We start from the raw sequence: 14,930 nt of genomic DNA on the forward strand, positions 1-14,930 counted from the left end.
TTAAGCTACCTCAGTTTAGCGACATTCGCTAGCTGCATACCACAAGGATTCCGTCATGCTGAGACTCAGGCCCGCCTACGCCGCCGTCCCCCTCATTATTGCTGCACTGTTGACTGGCTGCGGCGGCGGCGGCGGCGGTAGCACCGGCGGCGGCAGCACCGCCCCGGCCGCCAGTCCCGCCCTCAGCTTCACGCCCGCCAGCGTCACCGCCAGCGCCGTTGCTGGTACCTCGCTGACCGTCAACGTGATCGCCGCCGTGGCCCGTCCATCCGACTTCAGTGGCGCCACCGTATTTGCCAGCGTGACCGACGCCAACAATACCATTCTCCCCAGCTCCACCGTGGTGCGCGACAGCGACAGCCAGTACCATGCCGTGCTGCTGACCTCGCCGTCACTGGCGGCCGGCAGCTATACCGGCAGTTTCAACGTGCGCCTGTGCAAGGACAGCGCCTGTACCAGCCAGTTCCCAGGCTCGCCGGTGGCGCTGCCGTACAACCTCACCGTGATCCCAGCCGGCAGCGCCACCTTCAGCGCCGTGCCGGCCATGTCGCTGGACGCCAGCGCCCAGCCCGGCATTACCGCCCCGGCGGCCGTCAACGTGGCCATCTCCGCCACCGGCCGCAGCTGGACCGCCAGCAACGGCGGCGCCAGCTGGCTCAAACTCAGCGCCGCCAGCGGCACCGGCGACAGCAGCCTGAGCATCAGCTACGACGCCAGCGGCCTGGCCCAGGGCACGTACAGCACCAAGCTCACCGTCAACTCCAACGACAGCCTGGTCGTGACGCTGCCGGTGAAGCTGACCGTGCTGCCGCCGGGCCTGGTCCTGGGCAGCAACAGCATCACCATCAATGCCATCAACGGCGCCGCCATCCCGCCCCAGATCGTCAGCCTGGATACCGACAACAAGATCAGCGCCGGCTGGACCGCCAGCAGCGACACCGCCTGGCTGTCGGTCTCGCCGACCAGCGGCGCCACCCCGGCCACTACCGTGCTGACGGTTGACCCGACCATCGGCACGCTGGCCAGCGGCAGCTACACCGGCAACATCACCATCACGCCGGCCGGCCTGACCACGCGCAAACTGCCGGTCACGCTCAACCTGAGCAAAGCCACGCTGGCGACCTCGCCGTCCACCATTACCCTGGGCGGTACCTACGGCCGCGATTTCACCATCGGCCAGACGCTGGCGTTGAGCCTGAACACTGGCACGCTCAGCTGGCCGTGGAGCCTGGGCACCGTGCCGAGCTGGGCCACGGTGACCGCCACCGCCGGCACCATCAACGCGGCCGGCACCAGCATCGCCGTCAAGGCCAAGCCAGCCAATGCCAGTACCGGCACCAGCTCGGCGCTGTTGTCGGCCACCGCCGCCGTCAACGGCGACGCTGTGATGACCTCGGTGCTGCTGGCGCTGAACAAGGACCAGCACAAGCTGCTGCCGGCCGAGACCGCCGTTGCCTTCGTCAGCACGCCGGGCTGGAGCCGCCTGACCCGCACCATCAGCGTGGCCGACAACTACGACAGCTTCGGCGGCATGAGCGCCAGCAGCGACCAGTCGTGGCTGGTGGTAGGCGTCAGCGCCGACAAGCTGGTCCTGACCGCCGACCCGAGCCAGCTGCTAAGCGATACCTTGAGCACCGCCACCATCACCATCACCGCCACCGACCCGGACGCCACCGCGCCGGAAGTGATCCGCGTGGCGCTGTGGAAAGGCGCGGCCGCGCCGTCGGCCGCCAGCACCGCCGCCCTGCGCTACACCAACGTCACCACCGACCCGGCGCGGCCGTACGCCTACCTGCACAACGGCGGCGCCGTGATCGACGTCTACAATGTGTACACCGGCCTCAAGGAAAGCAGCATCACCGGCTTCTCGGCCCACCTGGGCGACATGGCGGTTACCCCCAACGGCGACACCTTGTACGTAGTCGATATCGACAACGCGCGCCTGACCGCCGTCAAGCTCAGCACCCGCACCATCAGCCAGCAACTGCCGCTGGCCAGCCCCGGCACCAAGGCCACGCGCCTTAAACTGATCCGTCCGAACGGCGTGGAAATGCTGTTGTTGAGCGACGGCCAGCTGTTCCTGACCTCCAGCCTGGCGCGCATCGGCACGCTGCCGCTGAGCACCGGCGGCGCGCTGTCGGCCAGCAGCAACGGCAAGCGCATCGTGCAGCAAGACGAGGGCAACACCACCGTCACCCACACCAGCGCCACCGTCGACTATGCGGCGATGGGCGGCGGCACCCTGTTTGCCGCCAAGCTGGCGCCGGCCAGCCACACCAGCCCCGGCACCCAGGGCGCGGACGTGTGGCTCAGCGCCGACGGCACGCGCGTCTACAGCGCGGCCGCCTCGCCGAAATCGTGCGTGATCATGAACGGCGCCGACCTGGCCATCCTCGGCTACATGGTCATCGGCGACGCTGCGCCGAACAACATCGAAGTGGCGCTCGACGGCCGCATCTTCTGCGGCGGCGCCGCGCGTGCCGGCAGCAGCGACATCTATATGTACGACAGCACCGGCGCCAAGGTGCTGCAGCAGTACAAGCTGAGCACCACCGGCAAGCAGCTGCTGCCGCGCCAGATGGCCGTATCGGGCGATGGCTGGGTGGTGGTTGCCATCACCGACGACGGCGTGGTGACCTTCCTGCCGATCGGGCCGTAAGGTCTTGCGAGGCTAGTAGCCGGTGTTGCGGCCCGCAATCACCGGCAAATCGTCATCCGTGGTCAGGGCCCAGATCAGACGGGCGATGGTTTCCGAGGCCACCACCGTGTGGTGATTGCCTTGCGCCATCAGCTTCTCGCGGATCTCGCGCCGCACGGCAGGAATGCCGGTCAGGTCGAACAAGATATCGACGCCGTTGCCCAGAGCGACAATCTCATCCAGCGAAGTGAGATTCAGGCCGGCGTCCACCGCCTGCTGGCGGCCCGGCGTGTCGCCGGTTTCGGCCACGCCGACCAATTCCACGCCAGCCCCGCTGCGGGCCAGCATATTGCGCAAAAAAGCAGATCCGATACGGCCCAGTCCAATGATGGCGATTTTTTGAGTTTCCACTTGTCCCCCGTTTTAGCTACACTGCGATCGAAAACCTAGCATCCCACGAACCCTTCTCCAAGGCAACCGGCATGGCCCGTAATCCCCTGCTTGACCACATTTTCTGGCACGCGCTGGACGGCGCCCACCGCCGCTGGTCCGACGGCACCGATGCCATCCGCCGCTACACCCAAGGCTTCTCGCCCATCATCGCCTTTGCCGATCCGGCGCAACCGGACTTTGCCGCACTGGCGCCGTGGTGCACGGCCGGCGAACACTTTTATTGTGATAGCTGGACCGGGACCGCGCCGCCGGGCTGGCGCGTGGAAGTCGAGAGCACCATGTTCCGCATGGTATGGGAGGGCGCGTTGCCGGCCACCGATCCGGCGCCAGAGGCGGTGCCGCTGCGTGCCGAGCACGCAGAGCAAGCGCTGGAGCTGGCGACCTTGTGCAAACCGGGTCCATTCGGCATCCGCACCATTGAGCTAGGCGACTACTTCGGCTACTTCGACGGCGAGAGATTAATGGCGATGGCCGGCGAACGCCTGCGCGCGCCGGGCCTGTGCGAAATCAGCGGCGTCTGCACCCACCCGGACTACCAGGGCTGCGGGCTGGCGAAAAAGCTGATCACCAAATTACTGCTGCGCCACGCCGCGCGCGGCGAACAGTCCTTCCTGCACGTCATGCACAACAACCCCGCCCACCAGCTCTACCTCAACATGGGTTTCCAGGACTACCTCGAATCCACCGTCCGCGTGATTAGCTACCGAGCACCCGCTTGAGCGACGCCCAGCAGCACAGCTTTTCTGCGTAAGGCCGGGTATGGGCTGGACTGCTCGACGGCAGTTCAAACAGTTGATAGCGCACCGCATGTTCGCCCAGCACTTTCACGCCCAGCTTGGCGGCGGTGCCGCCATTGAAGGCCAGCGCGACGATGGAAGGATAGCGCGCCAGCAGGCCAAGCAAGTCGTTGTCGTCGCGCTCGCGAATGGCGCTGTCGAGGCTGCCGGGGCGGTGGGCTTCGGCCACCACATCCCACAGGCCGACGCCATGCGCCATCAGGGTTTCCAGCCGCGCTGCGTAGTCGAGCTCGACCAGGCTTGTGCCGGTCACTTCCGACATCAAACGCCAGAATTGATTCTGCCGGTTGGCATAGTATTGTTGGACGGCCAGCGATTTTTCGCCAGGCAGGCTGCCCAGCACCAGCAGGCGGGTGCGCTGGTCCACCACGGGGTCAAAACAGCGCTTGCGCAATTGTTCAGTCATGCCACATTGTAGGTGTAGAATCGGCTGGCAGTCGATACCAATAATTCCAAGGAGACCACCATGCCGGACAACCGCACCATCGACACCCTGCTGGCCCAGTACAGCGAAAGCCATCTCAACCCGACCAATGAAGTGATCCACTTCATTTGCGTGCCGGTGATCGTGTTCACCCTGCTAGGCCTGCTATGGGCCGTGCATCCGCTGGTGGCGCTGGCCTTTACCGTGGCCGCGATGGTGTACTACTTCAAGCTGTCCAAGCCGTTCGCGCTGGGGATGCTGTTAATGGCAAGCGCAATGCTAGCCATCCTGGCGGCGCTGCCGCCACAGGCCGTACTGCCACTATCGGTAACGGTGTTTGTGCTGGCGTGGATCGGCCAATTCATCGGCCACAAGATTGAAGGCAAGAAGCCATCTTTCTTCGACGACCTGCGTTTCCTGCTGATCGGACCGCTGTTCGTGCTGGGCTTCCTGTACCGCCGCCTGCACTGGGCCTACTAATTAACGAAACCAGGCGTGGGCGAACAGCGCCTGCGCCGCGCCCTGCATCTCATCGTCGGCCAGCAGCAGCACCAAAGCGGTGCTCAGGGCTACATAGCCCAGCAGCGAGACGACTTTGATTTGCAGCGCGGTATTCATGACGCTCTCCCGATGAGAATGAGAACAAGAAGCAGTGTTTTCACTATACGTGTTCTGGCGGTCCACACTGCTGAATTTACAAGCTAGATACAACTTATTCAACAAGCTGTTGCGTCGCAACAAAAAGCTAGCTGCTAGGCAAGAAGTACCCCGTGCAGCTATACTGGTTTGATGTCTTCTCCACTGCTATTCATCATCGCCTGTTTGATCTGGGGCTCTACTTTTTTCGCCATCACGCTACAACTGGGTGAGGTTCCGCCCGCCGTTTCCGTGGTATATCGCTTCGCGCTGGCCTCGGCCGTGCTGTTCAGCTGGTGCGCCGTGCGCCGCCACAAATTGCTGCTGCCGTGGCGCGCCCAGCGCTGGCTGATCCTGCAAGGCTGCGCCACGTTTGCCGTGAGCTACATCTGCACCTACACCTCCGAGCAATACCTGGTCTCCGGGCTGGTGGCGGTGCTGTTTGCGCTGATGGTGTTCTGGAATCCTATCCTCAACCATTTCACCTTCGGCACCGCACTGAGCACGCGTACCTGGGCTGCCGGCGGCGTCGCGATTGGCGGCGTGACCTTGCTGTTCTACCACTCGATCTTTGGCGCGTGGAATGACATCCTGAGCGGTGGCAACGGTCACTTCCTGCTGGGCCTGGTGCTGGCGGTGTGCGCCACCATCGCCAGCTCGGTTGGCAATGTGCTGGTCATCAAGGTGCGCGAACAATCCGCCAACGTGCTGCTGACCATGGCCTGGTCCATGATGTGGGGCAGCCTGCTGGTGGCGCTGTGGGTGCTGGTCAGCGGCCAGCACTTCGTCATGCCGACCACCGCCAGATACTGGGGCGGCCTGCTCTACTTGTCTCTGCTGGGCTCGGTGATTGCGTTTGCTGCCTACTTCACCCTGATCCACCGCATCGGCTCCGACAAAGCGGTCTACATCGGCGTGGTGACGCCGGTGATTTCCGTGCTACTGTCGATCCAGCTGGAGCATTACCGCCCCGGTCCGCTGGAGTGGCTGGGCATGGTGCTGTGCCTGTCCAGCGTGGCCTGGGCGCTCAAACCGAATTCTTCTACTAAGACAAAGACCCGATGAGTACTACCGAACTGACCATCCGCCCGGCCACGCCGGCCGACATCCCTGCCATCTTCGGCATGATCTTCGAGCTGGCCGTGTTTGAAAAGCTGGAGCACATGGTGGTCGCCGACGAAGCCGCCCTGCACGACAGCCTGTTCTGCGACAAGCCGGTGTGCGAAGCGCTGGTCGGCGAGACCGGCGGCGAGGTCGTCACCTTCGCGCTGTTCTTCCACAATTTCTCCACCTTCCTGTGCAAGAAAGGCCTGTACCTGGAAGACCTGTACGTGCAGCAGGCCCATCGCGGCAAGGGCTACGGCAAGCAGATGCTGGTGGCGCTGGCCCAGCTGGCCGTGGAACGCGACTGCGGCCGCTTCGAATGGTCGGTGCTGGACTGGAATTCGAACGCCATCAAATTCTACGAAGGCATGGGCGCGACCGTAATGCCGGACTGGCGCATCTGCCGCGTCACCGGCGATGCGCTGGCGCAGCTGTCGGCACAGGCGTAAAAAAAATCCCACCCAGCGGCAAGCGCTGGATGGGCAGAACCCGTTGTCAGTGGGAGGGAGATTGAATCAACGGGTTCACTATATCCGTCCCTTCCGACCGGCGCCGCAGGCATTACAAATCATTACGGCGACTTTACAGAAAGCCGATGTCTGTTAATTACTGTGCGTTCGAGCAACTCGAACAGGCCTTGTGTCAGCAATGCCAACATTGCTGCCGGGATGGCGCCAGCTAGTAGCATATCGTTATCGTTCAAGGCCAGGCCGATGGTGATGCGTTCACCATAGCCACCGGCGCCGATGAAGGCCGCAATAGTCGCCGTACCCACACTCAGCACCGCCGCCGTTTTCACGCCCGCCAGGATGACCGGCAACGCCAGCGGCAATTCGATGTGCGTCAGGCGATGCATAGGCCGCAGGCCAAGCGCCTTGGCTGCCAATTTCAAACCCTTAGGAACTTGCAGCAAACCGGTGCAGGTATTGCGCACGATGGGCAGCAGCGCATACACCACCAGCGCCACCAGCGCGGGCGCGGTGCCGATGCGGCCTAGCAAAGGGATCAACAGCGCCAGTAAGGCGAGAGATGGCACGGTTTGGAGTACGCCGGTCAAGCCCAGCACCACTTGCCTCAGGCGCGGCAGAGACGCCGCTAATACGCCCAGCGGCACGCCGATCAAGCAAGCTGCGGCCACCGCCAGCAGGACCAGCGTGAGATGCTGCTGCGTCAGCCGCCACAGATTGTGATCGAAGATTTTGGCCAACAGCCCATCGCGCGCGGCGGAAGGGGCCGATGCGCCGGTCGTCGCGGCAGCCAATGCGGCGGTTGGCGCAGTCGCAGCGCCGGCCAGCGAATGCGCGGCCAGCCAATCACTCGCCACGCGCGCAAACGGTTTGCCGTCGATTTCTGCAGCGGCATTCATGGCAATCATGTCCGCTTCGCTGATGCGCCCTTCCAGCTTGCTGATCGCCTGCCACGCCGCCGGGAAGCGCTGCACCGCATCGAGCCGGTACAGCAGCACCGCATCGTAGCGCGGGAAGTAGCTGCGATCATCCTCCAGCACCCGCAAGCCATACTGCCCAATACGCGCGTCAGTCGAATAAATATCGATCACATCCACCTGCCGTCCACGCAGCGCCTCATAGGCCAGACCGTGATCTAGTCCCTCTGGCCGCTGCGGCAAGCCATAGCGCGTCGCTAAACCCTGCCAGCCATCCGCACGTCCGATGAATTCATGCGACAGCCCGAAACGCAGCGAACCGCGCGCCGCCAGCTCGCTCAACTTGCGCGGCGCATCCGCCTCGCCGCGCATCGCCAACGCATAGGTATTGTTAAAGCCCAGCGGCACCGCCACGCCAAGGCCCATCACCGCCAGCTCCTTGCGCATCTGTTCCAGCGTTGCAGGCTGCTTGTGCTTGAGGATCTCCAGGTCGATCGTGCCCAGATACTCGGGATAGATATCAATCCGCCCCGCCTCCAGCGCCGCCAGCACAATCGCCGTATTGCCGAGACCTTGCAGATGCTCGACCTGTGCATGCGGCGCCGCCGTCTGCGCCAGCACCTCGCCCAAAATATACGACTCGGTGAAACGCTTGGAGCCAACGTGCAGCGCATCGCCCGCCACAGCTACCGCCGGGCCAGCGCCCAGCGCCAGCACGACAAGCAGGCCGGCCAATCGGCTGGCCGCTGTCGCTGCTGCCGGCCACCATCCTCGCAACAATGCCATCAAGCCCCCGCGCGCAGCATCGACGCCTTCAGCGCCTGCCCCAGCGTCTCAACACTTTCCGACAGATGCGCCTTGGCCTCACGGCTGATCGGCTTCGCCATCGCCGCTTGCAGCTCGCGCTGCAGCTGCAAGGCATTCTCGCGCTGCAGGCTGCGCACATCAGCCGGCGTACCAGCCGACACGCGCAACAGCGCCGCCACCACCCGCTTCAAATGCTCGCGCTGCAGATTGCGCCGCATACCGCTGATATCCTTGCCCGACTTAAGCTCGCTCCACACCGCATCCTGCACGCTGGAATACAGCTCGCCAAGACTCAGCACCTGCTTGCGATCCTCCAGCTTCTCCTGCGAATCCAGCAAGCGCACCGCCACGCCGTCCGACATCAGCTGGTCCAACGCCGCCGACTGCAACGCCAGCACACGTCCGCCAACCGAAACATCCGGCCGTCCACGTGCAGTGAAATGATCCACACCCAAACGGCTGATGGTCGCCGGCGAAAACTTGAAGCTGTCCGTCTTGAACAGGCTGTCGGTCAACATCTGCAAAGCCGCACGTTGGCGCGGCAGCGGCACCGGAGTAAAGGTCGCCCGTCCCGTGCCCGCGTGGTCACGCAAGTAGGTCACGCCGCCCACATACTTCACCACCACCGGCAAGGTGCGTGCGAACTGCTGGAAGCCATAATCGAAACTCCGGCGCAGCACCTCGTAGCTTTCGCCCGGCTTGAGCGTGCGGTTCTGCACCCGGTCCCACAGCTCGCGCGAAATCGTCAGGCGGCGCTGGAAGTACGCCAGCGGATCGCTGCCCAAGTCATACACGTTCACGTCCGGGTCCAGATTGAAGCCACTCGCATCCTGGTCGCTACCGAAGGCCAGCTGCGGCTCGTTGGAGCGCGATGCAATCTTCGCCAGCTCCTGCTTTTCCTGCGCCGGGTCGATCGGCTTGTAGGCGTATTCAATCGCCCAGTAATCGTAAGGCCCCAGCGTGGACGCCACGTACTCGCCCTGCTTCTCGCCTTTCAGCGACAGGTTGAACGGCGTGTAGTCCATCACTGAACCGGTCATGCTATTCTTTTTGGTGAACTCAGGATCCTGCAACTGCTGCAGCGAGTACACCGTCGAGGCGCGGAAGTTGTGCCGCAAGCCCAGCGTGTGACCGACTTCGTGCATGATCACCGAGCGCACGTAAGCCTGCGCCACTGCCTCCGCTTCCGGGCCGTCCATATCGAGCATGCCGCGCGCTTCCAGCACGTCCATCGCAAAGCCCATCTCCGTTGCCGACTCCTGCATGTAGTCGCAACGATTCTGCTGCAAGGATTGTGCTAACAATGGCATGGAAAAATCGAGGCTATCTTCGCCGACCATGCGCCGCGCACCGCGCGCAAAAATATCGGACATGGCGATATCCGCATCAAGGATTTCACCGCTGCGCGGGTCAACCTGGCTAGGCCCAATCGCAAAACCTACATCGCTGCCGAGGAACCAGCGGATTGACGCGTGGCGCGCATCCATCGTATCGAAGCGGTCGGCCGCGGTCTGCTGCTTGACCACGATGGCGTCCTTGAAACCGATGCGCTCAAACGCCGCATTCCACGCCAATATGCCTTGCCGCACCGACTCGCGGTACTTCTCCGGCACGTTGGCGTCGATCCAGTAGACGATAGGCTGCTCCGGCTCCGACAGCGCCGCCGCCGGATCCTGCTTCTCCAGGCGCCAGCGCTCCACCAGATGCACCGCCGTCGTCGGCGTCACGTCGTCCGAATAATCCTGGCTGGTGCTGACGAAATGGCCAATGCGGTCATCCGCACGGCGGCCCGGCATGGCTTGCGCCGGCAGCGGCATAAAGCTGTAGTAGTAGCCTATGAACATGCTACGCGGGTCCGGCAATGTGGTCGGCGGATGCGGCACAGCGGCAGGTATCGGGGGCGGCACGGCGGGTGGCGCCGGTATGCGCGGCGTGAAGTAATGCGCGTTGACCTGGAAGCCGGTCAAGCCCTCATCCGAGTGAATGGTGAGGAAGCTGCTATTACGCGCATCCATCACGTAGGTCAGGCGGAAGGCCGCTTCCAGCCGCGTGGTCATGCCGAGGATATCGCCGAACAGCAGCGCGTTTGCTTCCACCAGTATCGATTTCGATTGCGGATGCGGGCTGCTGACCACCGGCGCAATCGCCAGCAGGCTGTCCGAATATGCCTGCTGCACCGCCAGCGACTGCGGCGTGCCGCCCTTGGCGCTGTAGTCCGTGTTCTTGGCGATCATCTGCACCAGGTTGCCGACGCGATGGAACACCACCACCTGGCTGCCGCCCATCTGGCTGCCATAGATGCCACGCTCGCCGATCCCGTTCGGGATATTCAATGACATGAACAGCGGACGGTCGAATTGGTCGGGCCGCAGCTCGATCCAGACTTTTTCCTCTTTTTGATACAGGCTCAAAAATCCCGGCAAATGGGATGCGCCGCGCACAATGTCGATGAAAGGCCGGGGCGCTGCCACCGGCGCGGCGATGACCGGCGTCGGCGTCGCAGCAGCAGCTTGCGGCGTGGCGGCAGCCTCCGGTGCGTGGGGAACGGGCGGCGTAGGAGTCGGCTCCTGTGCCAGCGCATGGGCGCTGAGCGCCGCCAGCACGGCGGTGCGTACGGAATTCAAGACGAACATGGATATCCTGCTTCGTTATGTGGCATCCGGATAATGTAACCGAAAGCACAATACAACGAGCAGGTTTTTACATGGCCGGAGAGCGCAATTTGCCTGCGTTGACGACACCGCGACAAGGATTCAGGCCAATGGCGTAAGACAGGTCGGCCGGACGCGCGATGCGCCACAGCGCAAAATCGGCGCGCTTGCCGACTTCAAGGCTGCCTATTTCGTCATGCAGGCCAAGCGCTCGCGCTGCGTGCAGCGTGCAGCCGGCCAGTGCTTCCTGCGGCGTCAGACGCCACAGCGTGCAGGCCATGTTCATCGCCAACAGCAGGGACGTCATCGGCGAGGTACCCGGATTGCAATCAGTGGCCACCGCCATCTTCACGCCTGCTTCGCGCAGCGCGGCCACCGGCGGCGGCGTGGTATCGCGCAGGAAGTAGTAAGCGCCGGGTAGCAGCACCGCCACCGTGCCGGCGGCGGCCATTGCCTCGATACCGCTTGCGCTCAAGTGCTCAAGGTGGTCCGCCGACAGCCCTTGGTAACGCGCCGTCAGCTCAGCCCCGCGCTGGTCGGACAGCTGCTCCGCGTGCAGCTTGACCGGGAGGCCGTACGCCTGCGCAGCCTTGAACACGCGCTCCGTTTGTTCGTACGAAAAGCCGATGCGTTCACAGAACACATCCACCGCATCGGCCAGTCCTTCAGCCGCCAGCGGCGCGATCATCTGGCAGACTTCTTCGATGTAGTCGTCGGCGCGGCCTGCAAATTCCGGCGGCAACGCATGCGCGCCGAGGAAGGTGGTGGCCACACGCACCGGCAGTTCGCGGCCGATGCGGCGGGCGGCACGCAACATCGCCGCTTCCGACTCCAGCGTCAGGCCGTAGCCGGATTTGATTTCGATGGTAGTGACGCCTTCCGCCAGCAGGGACAGCACGCGTGGCAGGCTTTGTCGCAGCAGCTCATCTTCCGACGCCGCACGCGTAGCACGCACGGTAGACATGATGCCGCCACCGGCACGGGCGATGTCTTCATACGTGGCGCCATTCAAACGCGCCTCGAATTCATCGCTGCGGTTACCCGCGTGGACGATGTGGGTGTGGCAGTCGATCAGGCCCGGTGTTAGCCAGCTGCCACCGCCGTCGTGCACTGTAACGGCCTGCATGGAAGGCAGCTCCGCCTGAGGCCCCAGCCACGCAATGCGGCCGTCTTTTACCGCAATGGCGGCGTCGCGGATTTCACCATAACCATCCGCCATGGTGGCCAGATGCACGTTCGTAAACAACACGTCCCACATACTTCGCTTTCTTTTAGTTGCGGATGATCTCTGCCACCAGCACGGTGGCATGCTGCGCTTCCAGCGTCCAGTCTTCCTCGGCTTCCATCACCACCGTATCGTAGCGCACCATGGCGATGCGTTCACGCGCGCTGCTCAACGTCAGGCTTTCGCCTTCCGCCAAAAACAGCAAGGTGGTACCGGCGCGGCGCTTGAGCGCTTCCAAGCCTCGCACCGTGCGCAGTTCGAGGCGATGGCGGCACGCGCCGCGCCGCGTCATAACATTGAAATCAGTGGTGTGCTGGCCGGTGACGGTGGCATGCACCGCATCCTCGCCGGCGAATTCAATCAGCGGCTCGCTGGGACTGAGCACAAAACGCTCGTCGCCAAAATCCAGCAGCACGCCGTCGCCGTCAACCAGCGCCAGCGAGCGGTCGATACCGGGGAAGGCAGAGAATGGGCCGTCCTGCGCAATCGTCGCCAGGCTGACACGCCACTCGAAATCATCGAGATGCGCGCCGGCTGGCGCAATAGCGATTTCCGTAGTGCAGCCGCCGCCGTTTTTCCACGGCGCGGAGCGCAGGTTTGCATACTGGATTAGCTGGGTCATCGGAACTCCCTCAGTTCGGCCAAGGTCTGCTTGAAGCGCGCAGCGATCGCCTGCTGCGCCACGTGCTGCTGATTGCGCACTACCCACTGGCCGCCGACCATCACGTCCTTGACCAGATTGTCGTTGCCGCTGAAGACCAGGCTGCCGAGTACCTCGTCCAGCGCCAACCCAAACATATTCGGATGCGCGTCATCCAGCACCACGATGTCCGCGCGCAGCCCCGGCGTCAAAGCGCCTACCGGCCGTCCCGCAGCCTGCGCGCCGCCGCGCAAGGCGCCCTGCCATAAAAAATCACCGACGTTGCGCTGCGCATCGGACACCGCGATGTTGCGGCGCTGGTGCTGCAAGCGCTGTCCGTATTCCAGCCAGCGCAGTTCTTCCACTGCGCTTTGCGACACGTGGCTATCGCTGCCGATACCAAACACGCCGCCCTGCGCCAGGAAGCTCTCCAGCGAGAACAAGCCATCGCCGAGATTCGCTTCGGTGGTCGGGCACAGGCCCGCCACCGCGCCGCTGCGGGCGATGCCGCTCACTTCATCGTCCGTCAAATGCGTGGCGTGGATCAAACACCAGCGCTGGTCCATGTCCAGATTCTCCTGCAACCACTGCACCGGGCGACGGCCGCTCCAATCAAGCGATTGCTGTACTTCCGCCATCTGCTCGGCGATGTGGATGTGCACCGGACGCGCTTTCGGCAGCGTCGCCAGCACTTCTTCGATCTGCCCCACCGTCGCCGCGCGCAGCGAATGCGGTGCCACGCCGACTTCGGTCTGCGCATCGCGCAGCGGTTCCAGCGCTTCCACAATCCGCAATACATCCTGCGCGTCGGTACGGAAACGTTGTTGTTCTGGCTTCAACGGCTTTTCACCGAAGCCGGAATAACTATACAACACCGGCAGCATGGTCATGCCGATTCCCGTCAAACGTGCGGCGGCAATGACACGTTCTGCCGTTTCGGCCGGACGCGGGTACATGGCGCCATCCGGCGCGCGTTGCACGTAATGGAATTCGCACAGCGAGGTGTAGCCATGGCGCAGGCATTCGCTAAACAGCTGCGCGGCGATGGCCTCGATATGCTCCGGCGTGATGTTGCGCGCGAAGCGATACATCAATTCGCGCCAGGTCCAGAAACTGTCCTTGCTGTCGCCGGCCTTCTCGGTGCGGCCACCCAGCGCGCGCTGGAAACTGTGCGAGTGCAGGTTGATCATGCCGGGCAGCGCATACTCCACGCGATCCACGTTAGCCAGCGAGACGCGCTGCGCAGCCGCGCCGAGCGCCGGGTCTACGGCCGCGTCGTCCGCACCCGCCGTCACCGCCGTGATTGCGCCGGACGCGTCCCACTCAATCAGCACATCTTTCGCCCAGCCATCGGGCAGCAGCGCATGGCGTGCAAACAGCTTGCTCATGCGCGTATCCAATCGGCAGCAGCCTGCATCATCGCGCGCAGCGGCTGCTGCACCTGCGCCGCCAGATCCGCACGATATCCATACGGCGCATCTTCATCCATATACGTCGACTGGCACATCTCCAGCTGAATCGCGTGGACGCCTTTTGCCGGCTCGCCGTAAAAGCGCGTGATATGCCCACCTTTGAAGCGGCCATTGACCGCGACGGTGCAATCACCACCCTGCGCACTTGCCACAATCGCATTGCTCAAGCCAATATCGCAGCTCTTGCCATCCGCCGTACCAAAATTCAGATCCGGCAGCTTGCCCTCAAAGAAGCGCGGCACATGCGAGGCGATGGAATGCGCATCCCACAACACCACGCGGCCATGCAGCGCCAGCAAGCGATCCAGTTCCGAACGCAGTTGATCGTGATACGGCTTCCAGTAAGCCTGCAAGCGGCGCTGCACTTCCGCTTCGTCTGGCGCGCGGCCGGGCAAGTACAGCGGCTCACGATGGAAAGTATCGACCGGGCACAAACCCGTCGTATCCTGCCCCGGATACAAATTCGTGTTTTCCGGCGGACGATTCAAATCAATCACATAGCGCGACCAGCGCGCCGACAGCGTCGACGCCCCCATCTCGCTTAAAAACTCATACAAACGAACCAGATGCCAGTCCGTGTCCTGCTTGTCGACAGCGGCCGGCGTCATCGACGCCAGCACATCATCGGGAATATCGGTGCCCACGTGCGGCATGGACACCAGCAAGGGAATACTGCCTGCTTTGAACTGATAGTCCATG

At 63.4% G+C, this 14,930-nt stretch carries 14 protein-coding genes; 5 read left to right on the forward strand and 9 right to left on the reverse strand.

The window, feature by feature from the left end; all coding sequences use genetic code 11:
* Positions 1 to 55 precede the first annotated feature (55 nt).
* On the forward strand, positions 56 to 2,659 hold the full coding sequence (locus GTP46_RS23340) for a BACON domain-containing protein (protein ID WP_161009030.1): 2,604 nt from the start codon (positions 56 to 58) through the stop codon (positions 2,657 to 2,659).
* A 12-nt stretch (positions 2,660 to 2,671) separates the two neighbouring features.
* Here GTP46_RS23340 and GTP46_RS23345 read toward each other — a convergent pair whose 3' ends face one another.
* Positions 2,672 to 3,049, reverse strand: coding sequence for a Gfo/Idh/MocA family oxidoreductase (locus tag GTP46_RS23345; RefSeq protein ID WP_161009031.1), 378 nt, complete (start codon positions 3,047 to 3,049; stop codon positions 2,672 to 2,674).
* 71 nt (positions 3,050 to 3,120) lie between these two features.
* On the opposite strand from GTP46_RS23345, the gene GTP46_RS23350 reads away from it, so the two are divergent.
* Positions 3,121 to 3,810, forward strand: coding sequence for a GNAT family N-acetyltransferase (locus GTP46_RS23350; RefSeq protein ID WP_161009032.1), 690 nt, complete (start codon positions 3,121 to 3,123; stop codon positions 3,808 to 3,810).
* Here GTP46_RS23350 and GTP46_RS23355 read toward each other — a convergent pair.
* On the reverse strand, positions 3,788 to 4,294 hold the full coding sequence (locus GTP46_RS23355) for a DNA-deoxyinosine glycosylase (protein ID WP_161009033.1): 507 nt from the start codon (positions 4,292 to 4,294) through the stop codon (positions 3,788 to 3,790). The two genes, GTP46_RS23350 and GTP46_RS23355, sit on opposite strands and share 23 nt — an antisense overlap.
* A 60-nt stretch (positions 4,295 to 4,354) precedes the next feature.
* On the opposite strand from GTP46_RS23355, the gene GTP46_RS23360 reads away from it, so the two are divergent.
* Positions 4,355 to 4,792, forward strand: a complete 438-nt coding sequence (locus tag GTP46_RS23360; protein ID WP_161009034.1) for an Mpo1 family 2-hydroxy fatty acid dioxygenase — start codon at positions 4,355 to 4,357, stop codon at positions 4,790 to 4,792.
* On the opposite strand, the gene GTP46_RS29550 is transcribed toward GTP46_RS23360, so the two are convergent.
* A complete protein-coding gene (locus tag GTP46_RS29550; protein ID WP_202414410.1) occupies positions 4,793 to 4,930 on the reverse strand; it encodes a hypothetical protein in 138 nt (45 codons plus the stop codon).
* Between the two features lie 171 nt (positions 4,931 to 5,101).
* Here GTP46_RS29550 and GTP46_RS23365 point away from each other — a divergent pair, with 171 nt between their 5' ends.
* Positions 5,102 to 6,013 (forward strand): DMT family transporter, encoded by a 912-nt coding sequence (locus GTP46_RS23365; RefSeq protein WP_161009035.1) that lies wholly within the window; start codon positions 5,102 to 5,104, stop codon positions 6,011 to 6,013.
* Positions 6,010 to 6,501 carry a GNAT family N-acetyltransferase gene (locus tag GTP46_RS23370; protein ID WP_161009036.1) on the forward strand — a complete coding sequence of 164 codons (492 nt, stop codon included), beginning with the start codon at positions 6,010 to 6,012 and terminating at the stop codon, positions 6,499 to 6,501. The genes GTP46_RS23365 and GTP46_RS23370 overlap by 4 nt, the downstream gene beginning before the upstream one ends.
* Before the next feature lie 122 nt (positions 6,502 to 6,623).
* On the opposite strand, the gene GTP46_RS23375 is transcribed toward GTP46_RS23370, so the two are convergent.
* The 6 genes from GTP46_RS23375 to hutG form a co-directional block, all read right to left on the reverse strand.
* Positions 6,624 to 8,222, reverse strand: a complete 1,599-nt coding sequence (locus GTP46_RS23375) for a glycine betaine ABC transporter substrate-binding protein (RefSeq protein ID WP_161009037.1) — start codon at positions 8,220 to 8,222, stop codon at positions 6,624 to 6,626.
* Positions 8,222 to 10,876 carry a zinc-dependent metalloprotease gene (locus GTP46_RS23380; RefSeq protein ID WP_161009038.1) on the reverse strand — a complete coding sequence of 885 codons (2,655 nt, stop codon included), beginning with the start codon at positions 10,874 to 10,876 and terminating at the stop codon, positions 8,222 to 8,224. The genes GTP46_RS23375 and GTP46_RS23380 overlap by 1 nt, the downstream gene beginning before the upstream one ends.
* Before the next feature lie 67 nt (positions 10,877 to 10,943).
* A complete protein-coding gene (gene hutI, locus GTP46_RS23385) occupies positions 10,944 to 12,152 on the reverse strand; it encodes an imidazolonepropionase (RefSeq protein WP_161009039.1) in 1,209 nt (402 codons plus the stop codon).
* A 13-nt stretch (positions 12,153 to 12,165) separates the two neighbouring features.
* Positions 12,166 to 12,741 carry a HutD/Ves family protein gene (locus tag GTP46_RS23390; RefSeq protein ID WP_161009040.1) on the reverse strand — a complete coding sequence of 192 codons (576 nt, stop codon included), beginning with the start codon at positions 12,739 to 12,741 and terminating at the stop codon, positions 12,166 to 12,168.
* Positions 12,738 to 14,147: a formimidoylglutamate deiminase gene (locus GTP46_RS23395; RefSeq protein ID WP_161009041.1), complete on the reverse strand. Its 1,410-nt coding sequence runs from the start codon at positions 14,145 to 14,147 to the stop codon at positions 12,738 to 12,740. Before GTP46_RS23395 ends, GTP46_RS23390 begins: the two co-directional genes overlap by 4 nt.
* Positions 14,144 to 14,929, reverse strand: coding sequence for an N-formylglutamate deformylase (gene hutG, locus GTP46_RS23400; RefSeq protein WP_161009042.1), 786 nt, complete (start codon positions 14,927 to 14,929; stop codon positions 14,144 to 14,146). Before hutG ends, GTP46_RS23395 begins: the two co-directional genes overlap by 4 nt.
* Position 14,930 lies beyond the last annotated feature (1 nt).

It is taken from the genome of Duganella flavida, from assembly GCF_009857445.1.
GTDB lineage: Bacteria > Pseudomonadota > Gammaproteobacteria > Burkholderiales > Burkholderiaceae_D > Rugamonas > Rugamonas flavida.

What these genes read in the sequence shown, in the direction of transcription:
- GTP46_RS23340 (WP_161009030.1), top strand. Translation starts at nt 56, where the DNA reads ATGCTGAGACTCAGGCCCGCCTACGCCGCCGTCCCCCTCATTATTGCT.
- GTP46_RS23350 (WP_161009032.1), top strand. Translation starts at nt 3,121, where the DNA reads ATGGCCCGTAATCCCCTGCTTGACCACATTTTCTGGCACGCGCTGGAC.
- GTP46_RS23355 (WP_161009033.1), bottom strand. Translation starts at nt 4,294, where the DNA reads ATGACTGAACAATTGCGCAAGCGCTGTTTTGACCCCGTGGTGGACCAG.
- GTP46_RS23360 (WP_161009034.1), top strand. Translation starts at nt 4,355, where the DNA reads ATGCCGGACAACCGCACCATCGACACCCTGCTGGCCCAGTACAGCGAA.
- GTP46_RS29550 (WP_202414410.1), bottom strand. Translation starts at nt 4,930, where the DNA reads ATGAATACCGCGCTGCAAATCAAAGTCGTCTCGCTGCTGGGCTATGTA.
- GTP46_RS23365 (WP_161009035.1), top strand. Translation starts at nt 5,102, where the DNA reads ATGTCTTCTCCACTGCTATTCATCATCGCCTGTTTGATCTGGGGCTCT.
- GTP46_RS23370 (WP_161009036.1), top strand. Translation starts at nt 6,010, where the DNA reads ATGAGTACTACCGAACTGACCATCCGCCCGGCCACGCCGGCCGACATC.
- GTP46_RS23375 (WP_161009037.1), bottom strand. Translation starts at nt 8,222, where the DNA reads ATGGCATTGTTGCGAGGATGGTGGCCGGCAGCAGCGACAGCGGCCAGC.
- GTP46_RS23380 (WP_161009038.1), bottom strand. Translation starts at nt 10,876, where the DNA reads ATGTTCGTCTTGAATTCCGTACGCACCGCCGTGCTGGCGGCGCTCAGC.
- hutI (WP_161009039.1), bottom strand. Translation starts at nt 12,152, where the DNA reads ATGTGGGACGTGTTGTTTACGAACGTGCATCTGGCCACCATGGCGGAT.
- GTP46_RS23390 (WP_161009040.1), bottom strand. Translation starts at nt 12,741, where the DNA reads ATGACCCAGCTAATCCAGTATGCAAACCTGCGCTCCGCGCCGTGGAAA.
- GTP46_RS23395 (WP_161009041.1), bottom strand. Translation starts at nt 14,147, where the DNA reads ATGAGCAAGCTGTTTGCACGCCATGCGCTGCTGCCCGATGGCTGGGCG.
- hutG (WP_161009042.1), bottom strand. Translation starts at nt 14,929, where the DNA reads ATGGACTATCAGTTCAAAGCAGGCAGTATTCCCTTGCTGGTGTCCATG.